This is a genomic window from Streptomyces sp. NBC_01384, from assembly GCF_045040035.1.
Taxonomy (GTDB): domain Bacteria; phylum Actinomycetota; class Actinomycetes; order Streptomycetales; family Streptomycetaceae; genus Streptomyces.
Map to the genome: position 1 here is coordinate 7,626,017 of NZ_CP109559.1, position 17,595 is coordinate 7,643,611.

14 protein-coding genes and 1 pseudogene are annotated in these 17,595 nt (G+C 71.2%); 5 read left to right on the forward strand and 10 right to left on the reverse strand.

Annotation, left to right across the window (positions count from 1 at the left end):
• Window positions 1-77: 77 nt before the first annotated feature.
• The 3 genes and pseudogenes from OG747_RS34655 to OG747_RS34665 all read left to right on the forward strand — a co-directional run bounded on the left by OG747_RS34655 (window position 78) and on the right by OG747_RS34665 (window position 4,011).
• Window positions 78-968, forward strand: coding sequence for an NAD-binding protein (locus OG747_RS34655; RefSeq protein WP_405883293.1), 891 nt, complete (start codon window positions 78-80; stop codon window positions 966-968).
• A gap of 101 nt (window positions 969-1,069) precedes the next feature.
• Window positions 1,070-2,026, forward strand: a pseudogene (locus OG747_RS34660) (sensor histidine kinase); the annotation flags it as partial.
• Between the two features lie 170 nt (window positions 2,027-2,196).
• Window positions 2,197-4,011, forward strand: coding sequence for an APC family permease (locus OG747_RS34665; protein WP_405883294.1), 1,815 nt, complete (start codon window positions 2,197-2,199; stop codon window positions 4,009-4,011).
• Between the two features lie 31 nt (window positions 4,012-4,042).
• Here the strand turns inward: OG747_RS34665 and kdpA are convergent, their stop codons facing one another.
• The 8 genes from kdpA to OG747_RS34705 all read right to left on the reverse strand — a co-directional run bounded on the left by kdpA (window position 4,043) and on the right by OG747_RS34705 (window position 12,956).
• Window positions 4,043-5,692 (reverse strand): potassium-transporting ATPase subunit KdpA, encoded by a 1,650-nt coding sequence (gene kdpA / locus OG747_RS34670; protein ID WP_405883295.1) that lies wholly within the window; start codon window positions 5,690-5,692, stop codon window positions 4,043-4,045.
• A gap of 2 nt (window positions 5,693-5,694) precedes the next feature.
• Entirely contained in the window at window positions 5,695-6,573 is an 879-nt protein-coding gene (locus OG747_RS34675; RefSeq protein WP_405883296.1) for a potassium-transporting ATPase subunit C, read from the reverse strand.
• Window positions 6,574-6,575: 2 nt separating this feature from the next.
• Window positions 6,576-8,774, reverse strand: coding sequence for a potassium-transporting ATPase subunit KdpB (gene kdpB, locus OG747_RS34680; RefSeq protein ID WP_405883297.1), 2,199 nt, complete (start codon window positions 8,772-8,774; stop codon window positions 6,576-6,578).
• On the reverse strand, window positions 8,774-8,863 hold the full coding sequence (gene kdpF / locus OG747_RS34685) for a K(+)-transporting ATPase subunit F (protein WP_405883298.1): 90 nt from the start codon (window positions 8,861-8,863) through the stop codon (window positions 8,774-8,776). Before kdpF ends, kdpB begins: the two co-directional genes overlap by 1 nt.
• Window positions 8,864-8,997: 134 nt before the next feature.
• Entirely contained in the window at window positions 8,998-10,398 is a 1,401-nt protein-coding gene (gene lysA, locus OG747_RS34690) for a diaminopimelate decarboxylase (protein ID WP_405883299.1), read from the reverse strand.
• A gap of 9 nt (window positions 10,399-10,407) precedes the next feature.
• Window positions 10,408-10,824: an SAV_915 family protein gene (locus OG747_RS34695; RefSeq protein ID WP_405883301.1), complete on the reverse strand. Its 417-nt coding sequence runs from the start codon at window positions 10,822-10,824 to the stop codon at window positions 10,408-10,410.
• A gap of 448 nt (window positions 10,825-11,272) precedes the next feature.
• Window positions 11,273-11,641, reverse strand: a complete 369-nt coding sequence (locus tag OG747_RS34700) for an NDP-sugar synthase (protein ID WP_405885845.1) — start codon at window positions 11,639-11,641, stop codon at window positions 11,273-11,275.
• A 475-nt stretch (window positions 11,642-12,116) separates the two neighbouring features.
• On the reverse strand, window positions 12,117-12,956 hold the full coding sequence (locus tag OG747_RS34705) for a rhomboid family intramembrane serine protease (RefSeq protein ID WP_405883302.1): 840 nt from the start codon (window positions 12,954-12,956) through the stop codon (window positions 12,117-12,119).
• A 210-nt stretch (window positions 12,957-13,166) separates the two neighbouring features.
• On the opposite strand from OG747_RS34705, the gene OG747_RS34710 reads away from it, so the two are divergent.
• Complete coding sequence (locus tag OG747_RS34710) at window positions 13,167-13,502, forward strand: hypothetical protein (RefSeq protein ID WP_405883303.1); 336 nt, start codon at window positions 13,167-13,169, stop codon at window positions 13,500-13,502.
• An 18-nt stretch (window positions 13,503-13,520) separates the two neighbouring features.
• Here the strand turns inward: OG747_RS34710 and OG747_RS34715 are convergent, their stop codons facing one another.
• Complete coding sequence (locus OG747_RS34715) at window positions 13,521-14,924, reverse strand: FAD-dependent oxidoreductase (protein ID WP_405883304.1); 1,404 nt, start codon at window positions 14,922-14,924, stop codon at window positions 13,521-13,523.
• A 27-nt stretch (window positions 14,925-14,951) separates the two neighbouring features.
• Window positions 14,952-15,938, reverse strand: a complete 987-nt coding sequence (locus OG747_RS34720) for a DUF4349 domain-containing protein (RefSeq protein WP_405883305.1) — start codon at window positions 15,936-15,938, stop codon at window positions 14,952-14,954.
• 179 nt (window positions 15,939-16,117) lie between these two features.
• Between OG747_RS34720 and hemG the strand changes: the two genes are divergently transcribed.
• On the forward strand, window positions 16,118-17,593 hold the full coding sequence (gene hemG / locus OG747_RS34725; protein ID WP_405883306.1) for a protoporphyrinogen oxidase: 1,476 nt from the start codon (window positions 16,118-16,120) through the stop codon (window positions 17,591-17,593).
• Window positions 17,594-17,595 lie beyond the last annotated feature (2 nt).

The following is a 17,595-nucleotide window of genomic DNA, read 5'->3' on the forward strand; positions in this document are numbered from 1 at the left end:
CGTCCGCGCTGCCGTTCTTGACTGATGTGACGTCAACTCTCCATCTCCGTACGGAACTTGGCCCTCGCTCCCAGCACATGGTGATCTGCGGCGACGACGGGCTCGCGCACCGGCTCGCCGTCGAACTGGACGCCGTGTGCGGCGAGGCCGTCACCGTCGTACTGCCCTCCCGGCGCGACGAGCACGGCTCCGAGATCGCCGCGCTCCACCGTGACCCGCACTCGCCCATCGAGCTGTTGGTGTCGGCGCACCCTGACGAGCAGACCCTGCGGGCCGCCGGCGTGCAGCGGGCCGCGGCCCTCGCGCTGACCTACGGCAACGACCAGGTCAACATGACCGCGGCGCTCCTGGCCAGGGGCCTCGCCGGAGCGCCGGGTGTCCTCGACCGGGCGCGCGTCCGGCGCAGCAAGTCGCTGCTGGTCCTCACCCGCGACGACGGCGAGAACCTCGACATCGTGATGGCCGCACGCGAGACCAACCCGGGCATACGGGTGGTGATGCGGCTGTACGACGACGACCTCGCCGCCACCGTGCAACGCACCCTGCGCGCCTCCTACCCCGACGCGCCCACCCGCAGCCGCAGCGTTTCGGCGCTCGCCGCGCCTTCCTTCGCCGCCGCGATGATGGGCCGCCATGTACTGGGAGTGATGCCGGTCGAGCGGGGCTCGCTGCTGTTCACGGTGGTCGACGTGGCCGGGCACCCTGAACTGGAGGGACGCTCGGTCCATGAGGCGTTCCGGGAGCACGAGTGGCGGGTCCTGGCCGTCGGCTCCGCCGCGGCGCACCCCGCGTCGTCCTCCGGGGACACCCTCGCGGGGATCCGGTTCCGCCGGCCCGGCTTCGACTGGCGTCCGCCGCACGGGCGGGTGCTTCGGGCCGGCGACCGAGTCGTGCTGGCGACGACGCGGCGCGGTCTGGACATCCTTATGACTGGGGTGCAGCCGCATCCGCTGGACAGACGGGGATGAGGGTGGTGTGGCCGCCTGTGCCGCCGCGGGCGCTGTCACTGCCACCCGGCTGGTCTGCCGTGCGAGGCTTCGCGCGGACGGGGGAGTGGGGGGCTCAGTCCAGGCCGGAGAACGTCGATCCGTGGACCTGCGCGGGCAGCGTGGGCACGCGAACGGCGGTCGCACGGCCGGAGGACGCGGACGTCGACGTGCCGGTCAGCGACCGCATGGCACTTGCGCTCTCGGGGCGGGTGCTGCCGGCGGAGGACAGGCGGGTGCTCGCCGCGTTCGCCGCCCAGGCCGCGGTGGTCCTGGACCGCCAGCGGCTGCAGTCGGAGGCCGACCAGTCCCGTGCGCTGGCCGAGGGCAACCGCATCCGCACGGCACTGTTGGCCGCGGTCAGCCACGACCTGCGTACGCCGCTGGCCGGGATAAAGGCAGCGGTCTCCTCGCTCAGGTCGGATGACGTGGCCTGGTCGGAGGAGGACCAAGCGGAACTCCTCGAAGGCATCGAAGAGGGGGCGGACCGCCTCGACAACCTGGTGGGCAATCTGCTGGACATGTCCCGGCTCCAGACGGGCACGGTCACTCCGCTGATCCGCGAGATCGACCTCGACGAGGTGGTGCCGATGGCGCTCGGCGGGGTCCCCGAGGACAGCGTGGAGCTGGAGATCCCGGAGACTCTGCCGATGGTCGCCGTCGACCCGGGCCTGCTGGAACGCTCGGTCGCCAACCTCGTCGAGAACGCCGTGAAGTACAGCCCTTCCGACGAGCGGGTCCTGGTCTCCGCGTCCGCGATGGCCGACCGGGTGGAGGTCCGGGTCGTGGACCGCGGCCCGGGAGTCCCGGACGAGGCCAAGGACCGCATCTTCGAGCCGTTCCAGCGGTACGGGGACTCGCCGCGTGGGGCCGGGGTGGGTCTGGGCCTGGCGGTGGCCCGCGGCTTCGCCGAGGCGATGGGCGGCACTCTCAACGCCGAGGACACCCCCGGCGGCGGACTCACCATGGTCCTCACCCTCCCGGCAGCGTCCGGCATCGAACCGGTCCGCCCCGGCCTTCCGGCGACCGCCACTTCCTAGCCGGCCCCGACCTGGCCGGACGAGCTGTACGCTGCCGGCCTCTCATCCGGCATGGAGGATTCCCCGGCGAGGCGCGAAGCCTTGACGCGCCTCGTCGTGGTGGCCCGGTCACACTGGCCTCGAACAGCCCTGATCCCCGATCCCCCGCTCCCTGCACCGAGAGGTCCCTGATGGCGTACGGCTTGGCCCGCCGCGAACTGCGGCCGAGAGTTCCGTTGCTGCCCGGGGAAGGTGAACGGCACCACCTGACCAGTCTCGAGGGGCTCGCCGCGCTGTCCCTGGACGCGTTGAGCTCGGTGGCGTACGGGCCCGAGGCGATCGTGCTCGTGCTGATCGCCGCCGGGACCGGGGCACTGACCGCCACGCTGCCGGTGACATTGGTCATCGCCGCGTTGTTGGCGGTGCTCGTCGTGTCGTACGGGCAGGTGATCGCCGTTCACCCGGATGGCGGTGGCGCCTACGCGGTGGCCAAGAAGGATCTCGGCCCCAAGACGAGTTACCTCGCGGCGGCCAGTCTCGTCGTGGACTACGTGCTGACGGTGACCGTCAGTCTGGCGGCGGGCGCGGCCAGTCTTGCCTCCGCCTTTCCCTCGCTCGGCTCGCATCTGCTCGGGATCTGTCTGGCCGGGCTTGCTCTGCTCACGGTCGTGAACCTGCGGGGCGTGGCCGAGAGCGCGCGGGTGCTGATGCTGCCCACGGTGCTGTTCATCGTGAGCATCCTCGGCATCATCGTGCTCGGGCTGCTGCACTCCCACCCGGCGGCCGTCGTCGGCACCGCCCAACCCGTCCACGTCACTGAGGCACTGGGCGTGCTGCTGCTCCTGAAGGCGTTCTCCTCCGGCTGCTCCGCGCTCACCGGGGTGGAGGCCATCGCCAACGGGGTACCCGCGTTCCGCGAGCCGCGCGTCAAGCGGGCCCAGCGCACCGAGCTCATGCTCGGCGCGCTGCTCGGGCTGATGCTGATCGGGCTCGCGGTGCTGATCCGCCGTGACCATGTGGCCCCGCGCGGCGGCGTGACCGTACTCGCGCAGCTCACGGCGGGCTCGTACGGGACGGGCTGGGCGTACTACGCGACCAATCTCATCGTCACCGTGGCCCTCGCCTTCGCTGCCAACACCAGTTTCGGTGGACTGCCCGTCCTGATGAGCCTGCTGGCCAAGGACCACCGGCTGCCGCATCTCTTCGGGCTGCGCAAGGAACGCCCTGTCTACCGCTGGGGAGTGGTGGCCCTCGCCCTGCTCGCGGCGCTGCTGTTGATCGCCGTGAACGCGGACACGCACCGGATGATCCCGTTGTTCGCGATCGGGGTGTTCATCGGCTTCACGATCAGTCAGATCGGGCTCGTACGGCACTGGGCGCGGGAGCGGCCGCCCGGCTGGCTGCGGCGCGCGGTGCTCAACGGGGTCGGCGCGGTGCTGACGGCCGTGGCGGGCATCGTTCTGCTGGCCACCAAGTTCCTGGAGGGGGCGTGGGTGGTGGTGGTCGCCATTCCGCTGCTGATGCTGTTGTTCGCCCGAGTCCAGCGGTACTACACGGAGGTCGGACGGGAACTCGGGCTGGGGGAGATCCCGCCGCCGGTGCGTATCACCGACTCCCTCGTCATCGTGCCGGTCGGCGAGGTCAGCAAGCTCACCCAGCACGCTCTCACGGCAGCCCGCTCCCTCGGTCACGACGTCGTCGCGGTCGCCGTGCACGGTGATCCGGCCACGGCCCGCTCGCTGGCGGAGAGTTGGGCCCGCTGGAATCCTGGCGTACGGCTGGAGGTCATCGACAGCCCGCAACGCTCTCTCGTGGAACCGATCGTCGACTACGTCCGGCGGGCGGCGGAGGGCGGACGGCAGATCGCCGTCCTCATCCCCGAGGTCGAGCCGCTGCACCGCCGCTACCAGATCCTCCAGAATCAGCGCGGCCTCCTGCTGGCCGCCGCGCTGCGGGCCCGTACCGACGTCGTCGTCTGCGTCCTGCCGTACCGGCTGAGTCTGTGAGGGATCGCAGACTCAGCCGGTGCTCGGGCCGCTACAGCAGGCCGTCGGCGATGGTGCCGAGGGACAGCGCCGGAAGGAAGTTGAGCAGTGCCAGGATGACGGCCGCGGCGGTGGCCAGGACGACGAAGTTGACGCCCTGGGCGCGCAGCGTGCCGACCGTGACGACGCCAGGCTGCTGCCTGGCGAGGCGTCCGGCCAGGGCCAGCACGGCGACCATGGGGAGATAACGCCCTGCCAGCATCGCGAACACCATCAGCAGGTTGTGGAAGTCGGTGGCGCCGTTGAAGCCCGCCATCGCGCTGCCGTTGCTGTTGGTGTTGCTGGTGTACGCGTAGATGAGTTCGGTCAGGCCGTGTGCTCCAGGGTTCCCCATGGAGGTCTGGCCGTCGTCGAAGGCGAGCGCGACACCCGTGCAGGCGAGGATCACCGTGGGCGGGATCAGCGCGTACACGACGACCCAGCGCATCTCCCCGTACCCGATCCGCTTGCGCAGGTATTCGGGCGTGCGGCCGACCATCAGACCGCCGATGAAGACGGCCACCAGGACCACCATGATCAGGCCGTAGAGCCCGCTGCCGGTGCCGCCGGGGGCGATCTCGCCGAGCATCATCGCGGACAGCAGCACACCGCCGCCGAGGCTGGAGAAGCTGTCGTACGAGGAGTTGGCCGCGCCGTCCGCGGAGCCCGTGGCACCCACGCCGAAGAGCGTCGAGCCGGGGATGCCGAAGCGGGTCTCGGTGCCCTCGTACGGTCCTCCGACCGCTTGGGTGACCGTGCCGGTGTGGGCGCTCTGCGCGAGCGTGCCCGCGGCGAGGAGGAGGCCGAAGAGGATGCCGACGACCGTGAGCAGGGTCCAGCTCTGCTTCAGGCTGCCGATCATCCGGCCGAACATGCGCACGCAGGCCGTCGGGATGAGCAGCATCAGCACGATCTCGAAGGCGTTCGTCCAGGCGCTCGGGTTCTCGAAGGGGTGGGCGCTGTTGGCGTTGAAGACGCCGCCGCCGTCACCGGTGAACAGCTTGATCGGCTCCCAGGAGCCCACCGGCCCGTCGAGAATCGTCTGCTTGCCGCCCGCGACCGTGGTGACGGTGTGTCCACTGCCGAGGCTCTGGATGACCCCGCCCGCCATCAGGATCAGTCCGCCGACGACCGCCATCGGGAGCAGGACGCGGAAGATCGTACGGAGGAGGTCGACCCAGAAGTTGCCGAGGTCGTCGGTGCTGCGCCGGGCGAGCCCCCGGACCAGGGCGAGCGCCACGCAGATGCCGACCGCCGCCGACGCGAACGCCTGGACGCCCAGGCCCGCCATCACGGCGAGGTGCCCGGTGGTCGACTCACCGGCGTAGTTCTGCCAGCTGGTGTTGGTCGTGAAGGAGACGGCGGTGTGCAGCGCGAGCCGCCACGGCATGCCCTCGTGGCCTGTCGACCAGGGCAGCTTGCCCTGCAGGGTGAAGAGGGCGAAGAGCGCCGCGACGCTCATGACGGAGAAGGCGAGCAGGGCGGTGAGGTAGTGCCGCCAGGTCTGCTCCTTGTCCGGGTCGATTCCGCAGACGCGGTAGAGGGCTCTCTCGCCGCGCCAGTGCTTGCCGCCGTCCAGGGCTCGGGCCATGTAGTCGCCGAGCGGAACGTGCAGCCCCACCACCACGGCGAGGACGAGCGATGCCTGGATCCAGGCCGCCATGATCAGGCTCCCTGCTTCGGGTTCGACGGGGATGACGGGTAGGTACGGTCGAGCGCGATGTTCAGCTCGACGACATTGACGCCCGGCTCGCCGAGCACGCCGAGCGTGCGACCGGTGGTGTACTTCTCGATCAGCTTCCGTACGTCGGCCACGCTCGCGCCACGCTCATGCGCGACCCGCGGCGCCTGGAGCCTCGCGTACGCCGGGCTGATGTCCGGGTCGAGCCCGCTGCCGCTCGCGGTCACGGCATCGGCGGGGACGACGGGGTTCGCCGGGGCGTCGCCGCGTACGGGGACGGTCACGGCGTGGCTGTAGTCCGCGCCGGGTCTGGCGCACGTGACGCGAACTCCCTTGTACGTGGCGAGGAACGGCTTCGCCGGGCACGCCTGGTTGAGGCTGACGACCCGGGTGACCTGGCCGCTCGTACCGCCGTCGTAGAAGACGCCGAGGACCGCTCCCACGCCGTCCGGTGTACAGAACGGGCGGGAGCCGTCGACGCCTTCGAGTTCGCCGACCGCCTTGCTGCGCCCGCACACCAGGGTGAGCAGACTCGGTTTGTCCTTGGTGTCGACGACGGACTCGGGGCCCTGGTTTCCGGCCCCGGACGCCGTGGCGTCGTACCCCGTACCGGCGTTGGACGGCCGGGACTGGAAGTACCGCTTGAGCGGGTTGCCCTTGGCGTCGGTGAAGGACTGGCCGATCAGGGAGGAGCCGGCGTCCTTGCCGTCGGCGGCGGTGACCTCGGACCTGCCGTCCAGGCCCGGCACCTGGGCGAAGGCCGTCATGGCCAGCGGATAGGCCAGGCCGGTCAAGAGCGTCAGCACGAGGACCACCCGGAGCGCTGCGACGTGCTGGGCGAGCCAGTGCGGGATGCGTGTCATGGTCAGATCCCCGGGATGAACTGGACGAGGGCGAAGTCGATGAACTTGATGGCGAGGAAGGGCGCGACGACGCCGCCGAGCCCGTAGATCCACAGGTTGCGGGTGAGCAGGGCCGAGGCGGAGGAGGGCCGGTAGCGCACACCGCGCAGGGCCAGCGGGATCAGCGCCACGATGACCACCGCGTTGAAGACGACCGCGGAGAGGATCGCGGACAGCGGTGAGTGCAGGGCCATGATGTTGAGCCGGTCGAGCCCCGGATACACGGCGGCGAACATGGCGGGCAGGATCGCGAAGTACTTGGCGATGTCGTTGGCGATGGAGAACGTCGTCAAGGCGCCCCGGGTGATGAGGAGTTGCTTGCCGATCTCGACGATCTCAATGATCTTCGTGGGGTCGGAGTCGAGGTCGACCATGTTGCCGGCCTCCTTGGCGGCCGACGTGCCCGTGTTCATCGCGACGCCGACGTCCGCCTGGGCGAGGGCCGGGGCGTCGTTCGTGCCGTCGCCGGTCATCGCGATGAGGTGACCGCCCGCCTGCTCCCGCTTGATGAGCTCCAGCTTGTCCTCGGGAGTCGCCTCCGCGAGGAAGTCGTCGACGCCCGCCTCCTCGGCGATCGCCTTCGCGGTCACCGGGTTGTCGCCGGTGATCATCACCGTGCGGATGCCCATCCGGCGCAGTTCGTCGAAGCGTTCACGCAGGCCGGGCTTGACGACGTCCTTGAGGTGGATGACGCCGAGGACTTCGGCCGTGCCGCTGGCCGTCGACTCCGCCACGGCCAGCGGCGTACCGCCCGACGCGGAGACCTGCTGCGCGGTCGCCTCCAGCGCGATCGGGACCTCGCCGCCCTGCTCGCGCACCCAGGCCGCGACCGACGCCGCCGCGCCCTTGCGCAGCCGCCGCCCTCCCCCAGCCTCTGGCCGGGTGGGAGTGCCCCCAGGCAGATCGACGCCGGACATGCGGGTGGTAGCGGTGAACCGAACCCATTCGGCACCGTCCGCGACCCGCTCCGTCAACTGGTGCTCGGCGTAGGCGAACTCGACGATCGAGCGGCCCTCGGGCGTCTCGTCGGCCAGGCTGGACAGCAGCGCCGCCTTCGCCAGCCGCTCCACGGAGACGGCCCCGACCGGCAGGAACGCACTCGCCCGCCGGTTGCCGAAGGTGATCGTGCCCGTCTTGTCGAGCAGCAGGGTGTTGACGTCACCGGCGGCCTCAACGGCCCGTCCGGACATGGCCAGGACGTTCCGCTGCACCAGCCGGTCCATGCCCGCGATACCGATCGCCGACAGCAGCGCGCCGATCGTCGTCGGGATCAGACAGACCAGCAGCGAGACCAGCACGATGGCGGTGACGCCGTTCGCGTTGAGCGCCGCGGTGTCGTGCGCGGCGGCCATCGCGTCCTTGGAGAAGATCGCCATCGGCTGAAGGGTCACGACCGTGACCAGGAAGACGAAGGTCAGCATGACCAGGAGCAGGTTGAGGGCCAGCTCGTTGGGGGTCTTCTGCCGGTTGGCGCCCTCGACCAGGGCGATCATCCGGTCCAGGAAGCTCTCCCCGGGCTCCTGGGTGATGCGTACGACGAGGTGGTCGGAGAGTACCCGGGTGCCGCCGGTGACCGCGCTGCGGTCGCCGCCCGACTCGCGGATGACCGGCGCGGACTCACCGGTGATCGCGGACTCGTCGACGCTCGCCGCGCCTTCGATGACATCGCCGTCGCCGGGGATCAGCTCTCCGGCCGGTACGGACACGATGTCGCCGCGTCTCAACTCGGAGGCGGCGACGGCCTCTTCGAGGTAGGCGTCATGAGGTGCCCCGGGCTCCCAGTCCGAGAGGCGCCAGGCGGTGGTCCGCTGCCGGGCCCTGCGCAGCGAGTCGGCCTGCGCCTTGCCGCGGCTCTCCGCCACGGCCTCGGCGAGATTGGCGAAGACCACCGTCAACCACAGCCAGCCGGTGATCAGCCAGCCGAAGAGACTGGAATGGACCACCGCGATGCCCGTGGTCAGCGCGGCGCCGACCTCGGTCACGAACATGACCGGGTTACGGAACAGGGTCACCGGATTCAGCTTGGTGAACGCCTGCGGGAGCGCGCGCCACAGTTGCGTCGGATCGAGCATTCCGGCGCCGACCCGGCGCGGCGGACGCTCGGGTCCGGGGGGAGGGGAGTCCGGCACGGGGGCCGGCCGGGTCTCGGCGGGGGCGGACATCAGAACTTCTCCGGCTTGATCAGGGCAAGGGTCAGGTAGGCGAGCAGGGCGACGGCCACGATCAGGCCGACGGTGTTTTCGAGGGTCATCGAGACCTCGTCCTCACGGGAAGGGCGGGTGCAGGGGATTTTCGTGATCTTTCGGGCATGCGTGCCGAGTGGCCTCCACCGTGCGGCCTCCGCCGGGCGGGAGCCTCGGCGGAGGACCGGTGCGGGACCAGGGATTACAGCCCGATGTCCCGGCGGCTCATGTCGTCCAGCGACTCACGGCGTACGAGGACGCGGGCGATCCCGTCGGACACCGCGACCACCGGGGGCCGGCCGACGAGGTTGTAGCCGGAGGCCATGGACAGGTGGTAGGCACCGGCCGCCGGGACGGCGAGGAGGTCGCCGGGGCGTACGTCGCCCGGGAGCGCCACCTCCTCCGCGAGGACGTCACCTGCCTCACAGTGCCGGCCCACAACGGTGACGAGGCGGGGCGCGGCGGTGGAGGGGCGGCCGATGAGCCGGGGCGCGTACCGCACTCCGTACAGCGCGGGCCTGGGGTTGTCGCTCATACCGCCGTCGACGGCGACGAAGGTGTGCTCGCCGGTGCGCTTGACCGCGAGGACCCGGTAGACGGCGACTCCGGCGGGGCCGACGATCGCCCGCCCGGGTTCGAGGGTGAGACGGGGGACGGGCAGTCCGGCCCGCGCGCAGCCCTCCTCCAGCTCGGCGCGGACCCGCCCGGCCAGGACGTCGATGTTCAGGCTCTCCTCGCCGGGGCGGTAGGCGATGGCGTGGCCGCCGCCGATGTTCAGCTGGGGGAGGGCGATGCCGTGCTGGTCGCGGATCCGGGCCAGCAGTCCGACCATGCGGCGCACCGCCGCGACGTACGGCTTCACGGCGGCGATCTGCGAGCCGATGTGGCAGTGCAGGCCGACGAGTTCGAGGTGCGGCTGGTCGAGTATCCGGGTGACGGCGTGCTGCGCGGACCCGTCCGTGAGCGACAGGCCGAACTTCTGGTCGTCGGTGCCGGTGCGCACCTTGACGTGCCCGCCCGCCGCGATGCCGGGTACCACCCGCACCATGACCTTCTGGCGGCTGTCGGCAGGGGTGATCGCGGCCAGCCGGGCGATCTCCGAGGTGCTGTCCACGACGATGCGTCCGACGCCGAGCCGCAGTGCGGTGCGCAGGTCCTCGGGGCTCTTGGCGTTGCCGTGCATCACGATCTTCTCCGGCGGGAAGCCGGTGGTGACGGCGAGCGCGAGCTCTCCGGCGGAGCAGACGTCGAGGCCGAGGCCCTCTTCCTGCACCCAGTGGGCCATCGCCCGGCACAGGAACGCCTTGGCGGCGTAGACGACGTCGGCCTCGGGGAACGCCGTGCGGTACGTGCGGCAGCGTTCGCGGACCTCCTGCTCGTCGAGGACGTACACGGGGGTGCCGAAGCGGTCGGCGGCCTCGGTGAGGGAGACCCCGCCGACGCAGACGTCGCCGTCGGCGGCGGGGCGGGTGGAGCGGGGCCAGACGGACAGACCGTCGGCGTCTCTGGCGTCGACGTCGGCGTCGGCGACGCCAGAGACGCCGAGGGCGCGGGGCAGTTCGTCAACGGACATGTCCTGAACGGGGGCGTCCTGGATGGACATGGTGTCTCCTCAGCCGATCAGCAGGTTCAGGCACGCGACGACGGCAGCGGCGCCGGTTATCCGCAGGGCACCGACGTGGTCGGGATGCCAGCGGCGCCAGGAGTTCTCGCGCTCACGAACCGTGGCCGCGCTGCGGTCGGCCGCGGGGGCGGAGAACTGCGGGTCGACGGTGAGGGCGGTGACGCCCAGGGGCGCGGCGAGTGCGCGCAGTGCTGGTTCGGAGAGCCTGATCCAGGTCTGGTCCGGGCCGAGCGTGGCGGTGAGCTTCGCCGCCGAGGTGAATCCGACGGCCGTACGGCCGCCCAGGGGGGTACGGAAGAACCGGGCCGTACAGCCCGCGGGCCCCGACCGGACGGGGACGAAGAGAAGTCCGGCCGGGAAGCGTTCAGAAGGCTCGGGGTCCTCGGAATGCTCGACTGGAGACATGGTGCTGCTCCTCGAAGAAGGCGACGTGCGCCGCCCGGTCGGATCGGCCGGGCGCTGCGATGAAGCTATGCCCGCCCCACCAGGGCCGGGCCCCCTCGCTGACGGATGCTTGACGCGAAGCCCCGTACCTATAACGCGACGCTGACGGACGCGGGGATACCTGGTCAGCGCCGTGGCAGAGGCTTCGGGACGGAACCGCGGGGCACGTCCGCTGCCGGCCTCGACCGATGACGGGCAGGACGGAGCGCCGGAGCTGAGGGGCGTGCGGAGGGGTGGATCCGGACGTCACGCAGGAAAGGTCGAAGGGGTGCCCGTACGGCGGGTGCCCGTACGGCATCGTCAAGCAGATCACCGAGGCGCCGCGGCCCGACAGCGGGCTCGCCGCGGTGGTCCGCAGCGCGCAGCGGATCGACCCGGCGGGCGGACGAGCGGAGGGCAGGGAGGTCGGTCAGGCTGCTTCGCCGGTGGTGAGCCAGCCGAATGCCGTTACCTCCGCGGACGCGGTCTTCAGGTCCTTGGCGGTGTCCACGCCTCGCCAGTAGCCGTTGATCCGGTAGGCCGTCAGCCGGTCCTGCTCGGCGAGGGACGGGAAGGTGATGTCCTCGTGGTCCCCGAGATCCGGCAGCAGAGCGGTCACCTCGGGCTCGAAGAGGTAGACGCCCGCGTTGATCCAGTGCGGCAGCACCGGTGCCTCGACGAACCGGGTGACACGGTCGTCGCTGCTCAACTCCACGACGCCGTACGGTGATTTGAGCGGGGTGACCGCCACGGTGGCCAGCGCGGAGCGCTCGATGTGGGTCCGGGCCAGGTCGCGCAGCCCCGGTTTGGCTAACCGGGGATGTGCTGCTACCTTCCGCGCGGCATGGTCCTACGGCTGGGACCGGAGAGGGTTGGCCTGCCGTTATGGCTCTCAGGAGAGAGGTGTATCGCTGGAGCGGCAGGGGTCCTCGTGGGTCCTCTCATGGGTGCGAAGCCGATCCTGGAGCAGTGCGGAGGGGGAGGGGGAGTCGGGGGCGGAGACTGAGGGTGAGCCTGTGGACGGCTCGACGTGCTCCGCGCTTCCTGACGGTGAGTCAGTGAAGTCAGCGATGGGTCAGCGTGAGCTCTGTCAAAGCCGAGGCAAGCTGATCAAATACGCGACTGATCGCATGGATGACACCTCGCCGTTTGACCTCTGGTGCAAATTTTGGGTGTGCAAATATCGGTGAGCGATTGGGCGCCTGTACCCGCTGGCCCGACTCACCGTCCTTGCCCTTGCGGGGGTGGCGTCGGCCTCCCCGGGAGTCTCGTGATCAGGCCCGACCATGCCGCTCTCGCCAACTTGGCCGCGCCCGCCTGCCGAACAGCAGGCCGCGTGGCTCCGGTGGCGGCGGGGTGCCGGGGCGCAGTGGCCAGGCGAGCAGCATGCCGGTCAGGAAACCGACGACGTGCGCCATGTACGCCACGGTGCCCGCGTGGGAGACGCCCTGGCCGGATGAGTACAGCGCCTGGAGCACGAACCAGAAGCCCAGGACGATCCAGGCAGGCAGTCGCAGGGGCAGGAAGAGCAGGAACGGGACCAGGATCCAGACTCTGACTCTCGGGTACAGGACCAGATATGCGCCGAGGACGCCGGCGATCGCCCCGGAGGCGCCGATCAGAGGGTCGCCCGAGGTGGGGTTCGCGAGGGCGAAGCCGTATGCGGCTGCGTATCCGCACGCCACGTAGAACACCGCGAACCGCACGTGTCCGAGGCGGTCCTCGATGTTGTTGCCGAAGATCAGCAGGAAGAGCATGTTGCCGAGCAGGTGCAGCCAGCTGCCGTGCAGGAACATCGCCGTGAGCACCGACAGCGGCGGCGACTTGTCATAACTCGGCGGGCCCACCAGGCAGCCGGGCCCCCGTGCCCCGATGCCGACCTCGCCGGTCGGTACCAGGCGGGGCATCTGGTGGTGGATCAACTCCTGCGGCACCGCGGCGTAGTGCTCCAGGAACGCGTGCAGATGACACAGCTGGGACAGCCCGCTGTCGCCCGCCACCGATCCGGCGAGGCCGGGTGTGTAGAGGAACACGAGCACGTTGGCGGCGATCAGCGCATACGTCACATAGGGCGTGCGACGCACCGGGTTCACGTCATGGACGGGGATGACCACGAGGAACTAGTGCCCGGGAAACGCGGCGCGAATCCGCGACCTTCAGGGGCGCTGGGCTGTGACGTCCGCGACTCCGCCGCGTGGGCGCGCTCAGCCCCCGGCAACTCGCGGGTTTCCCAGTGAACGCACCCACCCTCACATCCGTATGTCTCCTCAACCGCCCGCGACGCGACGAAGACGCGACGCGAGGAAGACGTGAGGACACAGGCGATGAACGACCGAGTTACTCCTCCGATGCATGCCCTCCCCGACGGTGAGGCGGAAATCGCCCTGGTGCTGCACCTCCCCTGGGAGGACATCGCCGCGCTCGGCCAGGAGGCCGGACGGCTCGCGGCGCGGATGCAGCGGCCGGTGACCCTCGACGAGGCCGTCAGTCACCGGCTCCGCTCCGCGCGGCCCGCGGCGCATGCGAAGCCACCGACCGCGCAGCCCGCGGCCGTCACCTCCTCGGCCTCGGTCTCCTCGCTGCCCGCGCGGCCGCCGGCCGAGCAGGCGCGGCAGGCGCTGGACCGGATCAACGGGAACGCCGGGCACGAGTCCGCATAGGTCAGGGCCCCGCGCCCCTTACAGGGCGCTCCCTTTGCGTACCGCTGCCACCGCCTTGCGCGCCGCCACCAGGATGGGGTCCCACACTGGTGAGAACGGGGGCGCGTAGCCCAGGTCCAGCACGGTCATCTGCTCCACCGTCATGCCCGCGGTCAGCGCCACCGCGGCGATGTCGACCCGCTTCGCCGCTCCCTCCCGACCGACGATCTGCACGCCGAGCAGCCGCCCTGTGCGGCGCTCGGCGAGCATTTTCACCGTCATGAGGTCCGCGCCCGGGTAGTAGCCCGCGCGGCTGGTCGACTCGATGGTGACGGTCTCGAACCGCAGACCCGCCCGGTGCGCGTCCTTCTCGCGCAGCCCGGTGCGGGCGATCTCCAGATCGCAGACCTTGCTCACGGCGGTGCCGACGACGCCGGGGAAGGTGGCGTACCCGCCGCCCACGTTGGAGCCGATGACCTGCCCGTGCTTGTTGGCGTGCGTGCCCAGCGCGATGTGCCTCTCGCGACCCGAGAGCAGGTCGAGCACCTCGACGCAGTCGCCGCCGGCCCAGATGTTCTCGTGCCCGCGCACCCGCATCGCCAGGTCGGTGAGCAGCCCGCCGTGGTCGCCGAGGGGGAGTCCCGCCACCTTGGCGAGCGTGGTCTCGGGGCGTACGCCGATGCCGAGCACGACCACGTCCGCCGGGTACTCCGCGTCCTGCGTGACGACCGCGCGGACCCGGCCGTCCTCACCGGTGAGGAGCTTGGTGACCTCCGCGTCGTTGACCATGGTGATGCCCAGGCTCTCCATGGCCTCGTGCACCAGACGGCCCATGTCGGGGTCGAGCGTGGACATCGGCTCCTTGCCGCGGTTGACGACCGTCACCTCGTACCCGCGGTTGATGAGCGCCTCGGCCATCTCCACGCCGATGTACCCCGCGCCCACGACCACCGCGCGGCGCCCCCGCGTCGCGGCCAGCGTGTCCAGGAGGGCCTGGCCGTCGTCCAGGGTCTGCACGCCGTGCACACCGGGAGCGTCGACGCCCGGCAGGTCAGGGCGGATCGGACGGGCCCCGGTCGCGATCACGAGTTTGTCGTACGACGTCCACTCCTCGGCCCCGGATTCGAGGTTCCGGGAACGGACGCGGGTCCCCGCGAGGTCGATTTCAGTGACCTCCGTACGCATCCGCAGGTCAATCGCGCGCTCCCGGTGCTCCTCCGGTGTCCGCGCGATCAACCGGTCCCGTTCGGGCACGTCGCCGCCCACCCAGTACGGGATGCCGCAGGCCGAGTAGGAGGTGAAGTGGCCGCGCTCGAACGCCACGATCTCCAGTTCGTCGGGCCCCCGCATCCGGCGCGCCTGCGACGCGGCGGACATGCCCGCCGCGTCGCCACCGATGACGACCAGTCGCTCCGTCGCACGGTCCGTGCCGCTCATGTTCATGCGACCACGCTACGGGGGCCCCGCATTTCAGTCGTCCTCGCCACTCTCCTCGCGCACGGGCGGGGCCACCGGCAGCGAACCCGCGCCGGAAGGAGCCGTTCCGGCCGCGGCGCGGTGCGGCTTTCGCGTGCGTCCGAGGCCCAGCCACAGCACCACCAGCAGCGCCGCGCACAACGCGAACGGGAGCACCGCGCCGAGCACCATCGCGATCCAGCGCAGCATCGTGACGAACGCGTCCCAGCCGCCCGTGAGGGCGTCCACGAAGCCCGGCTCGTCGGCCTTCTTCCCGGCGTCCTTCAGCGGGGTCTCGGAGAGGGAGAGGGTGATGGTGGCCAGGCTGGTGCGGTCCTTCAGGGACGCCTGCTGCGCGAGCAGGGCGTCGAGGTCGGACTCGCGGGAGCTCAACTCCCCTTCCAGGGTGACCACATCGCTGAGCTTGGTGGCCCGGTCCATCAGTTCGCGGACCCGGGCCACGCTGACACGCTGCGACTTGATGCGGCTCTCCACGTCGACCACCTGACCGGTGACGTCCTCCGCCTTGGCCGTCCGTTCGAGGATCTTCCCCGTGCCCTCCAGACCGGTGAGCACCGCGTCGTACCGGTCGGTGGGTACCCGCAGGACGACGCGGGTGCGCTCGTTGCCCCGGTCGTCCCGGGTGGTCGTCTCGCTGCCGACGTAGCCGCCCGCGTCGGTGGCCTTGCCGCGGGCGTCGTCCAGGGCCTTGGGGACGTCCTTGACCTGCACGGTCAGGGTCGCGGTGCGGATGATGCGGCTGGTGGTCGCCATGGACGAGGTGCTGGCCTTGGACCGGGTGGTCGCCTTGGCGCCGCCCGCGCCCGAGGCGGCGTTGTACGCGGCACCCGAGCCGCCCTTCCCGGCGCTGTCCGAGACCGCCTTGTCGTCGCTGGAGGAGGAAGCACCGCCGGCGGCGCTGCAGCCCGTCACCGCGAGGGCGGCGGCCAGGAGTATCCCGGCCAGGGCCGGGCCGGTGCGAGCGGGACGTCGTGTGCGCATGTGGGTGTACCCCCGTGGGTGGTGACTGCTGACCTTCCTTCGACGCCGGGGCCGGGCACGACGTTTGCCGCGTCCGATCCCGATGCGGTCACGGTCAGGACTCGCACAGGACACCTGTGTACCTGACAACGACACCGGGTCCCGGCGGGTGTGTCAGTGGGGTCTGAGAAGGTGGAGGCATGCGCGCACAGGACAGTCGTACGGGTACGGGCCACACGGCTACGGAAAATGTCGTCGTCATCGGGGGCGGCATCGCCGGTCTGGCCGCCGCCCACCGCCTGCTGGACCGCGGTGCGCGGGTGACCCTCCTGGAGGCGTCGGACCGCGTCGGCGGCAAGCTGCTGCCCGGCGAGATCGCGGGCGCGCGGGTCGATCTCGGCGCCGAGTCGATGCTCGCCCGCCGCCCCGAAGCGGTCACGCTCGCCCGCGAGGTGGGCCTCACCGACCGCCTCCAGCCCCCGGCCACCGCGACCGCCTCGCTGTGGACCCGCGGCGCGCTGCGCCCCATGCCCAAGGGACACGTCATGGGCGTCCCCGGCACCGCCGCCGCCCTCTCCGGCGTCCTCTCCGACGAGGGCCTGGCCCGTATCGAGCGCGATACCGAGCTGCCCCGCACGGAGGTCGGCGACGACGTGGCGGTGGGGGAGTACGTGGCGGCACGCCTCGGCCGCGAGGTCGTCGACCGCCTGGTCGAGCCCCTCCTGGGCGGCGTGTACGCGGGCGACGCGTACCGCATCTCCATGCGCCTGGCCGTCCCCCAGCTGTTCGCCGCCGTCCGCACCCACGTCTCCCTCATGGAGGCGGTCCGCGAGATCCAGGCGAAGGCGGCCGCCGCCCAGCAGACCGGGCCGATGTTCATGGGCATCGAGGGCGGAGTGGGCCAACTGCCGCTCGCGGTCGCCGAGTCGGTGCGGTCGCGGGGCGGTGAGATCGTCACCGGCGCCCCGGTGACGGAGCTGCGCCGTACCGAAGGCGACGCCTGGCGGGTGGTGGCCGCGGGCCGCGTCCTTTCCGCCGACGCGGTCGTCGTCGCCGTACCCGCCGCCGGAGCCGCCGCCCTGCTGCGCGCCGAGGCGCCCGCCGCGGCGGCCGAGCTGGCCGCCGTCGAGTACGCCTCCATGGGGTTGGTCACCCTCGCCTACCGGCGCGAGGACATCAGCCTCCCTGAAGGGAGCGGTTTTCTGGTGCCGCCGGTCGACGGGCACACGATCAAGGCGTCCACCTTCGCCTCCCGGAAGTGGGGCTGGATCGCCGATGAGAACCCCGACCTGCTCGTCCTGCGGACATCCGTCGGGCGGTACGGCGACACGGAGGTGCTGGGCCGCGACGACGCCGACCTCGTGGACGTCTCCCGGCACGATCTGCGTGAGGCCACCGGCCTGGCCGCCGTGCCCGTGGCGACCCGCGTGACCCGTTGGGACGACGGCCTGCCGCAGTATCCCGTCGGGCACCACGCGCGCGTGGCCCGCGTCCGCGAGCACGTGGGCAAGCTGCCCGGGCTCGTCGTCTGCGGCGCCGCGTACGACGGAGTCGGCATCCCCGCGTGCATCGCGAGCGCGTACGCCGCCGTGGACCAGCTCGGCGGCGACCTCGGCGGACTGGACGAGCTGAGAGCGAACCCGGTGCAGAGCCTGCACGGCGGAGCGGGAGAATAGCC

Bases quoted from the DNA above. Each gene is read 5' to 3' on its own strand.
- lysA (WP_405883299.1), bottom strand. From the start codon at position 10,398: ATGTCCATCCAGGACGCCCCCGTTCAGGACATGTCCGTTGACGAACTG.
- OG747_RS34675 (WP_405883296.1), bottom strand. From the start codon at position 6,573: ATGACACGCATCCCGCACTGGCTCGCCCAGCACGTCGCAGCGCTCCGG.
- OG747_RS34710 (WP_405883303.1), top strand. From the start codon at position 13,167: ATGAACGACCGAGTTACTCCTCCGATGCATGCCCTCCCCGACGGTGAG.
- OG747_RS34720 (WP_405883305.1), bottom strand. From the start codon at position 15,938: ATGCGCACACGACGTCCCGCTCGCACCGGCCCGGCCCTGGCCGGGATA.
- kdpA (WP_405883295.1), bottom strand. From the start codon at position 5,692: ATGGCGGCCTGGATCCAGGCATCGCTCGTCCTCGCCGTGGTGGTGGGG.
- OG747_RS34695 (WP_405883301.1), bottom strand. From the start codon at position 10,824: ATGTCTCCAGTCGAGCATTCCGAGGACCCCGAGCCTTCTGAACGCTTC.
- kdpB (WP_405883297.1), bottom strand. From the start codon at position 8,774: ATGTCCGCCCCCGCCGAGACCCGGCCGGCCCCCGTGCCGGACTCCCCT.
- kdpF (WP_405883298.1), bottom strand. From the start codon at position 8,863: ATGACCCTCGAAAACACCGTCGGCCTGATCGTGGCCGTCGCCCTGCTC.
- OG747_RS34655 (WP_405883293.1), top strand. From the start codon at position 78: ATGGTGATCTGCGGCGACGACGGGCTCGCGCACCGGCTCGCCGTCGAA.
- OG747_RS34665 (WP_405883294.1), top strand. From the start codon at position 2,197: ATGGCGTACGGCTTGGCCCGCCGCGAACTGCGGCCGAGAGTTCCGTTG.
- hemG (WP_405883306.1), top strand. From the start codon at position 16,118: ATGCGCGCACAGGACAGTCGTACGGGTACGGGCCACACGGCTACGGAA.
- OG747_RS34715 (WP_405883304.1), bottom strand. From the start codon at position 14,924: ATGAACATGAGCGGCACGGACCGTGCGACGGAGCGACTGGTCGTCATC.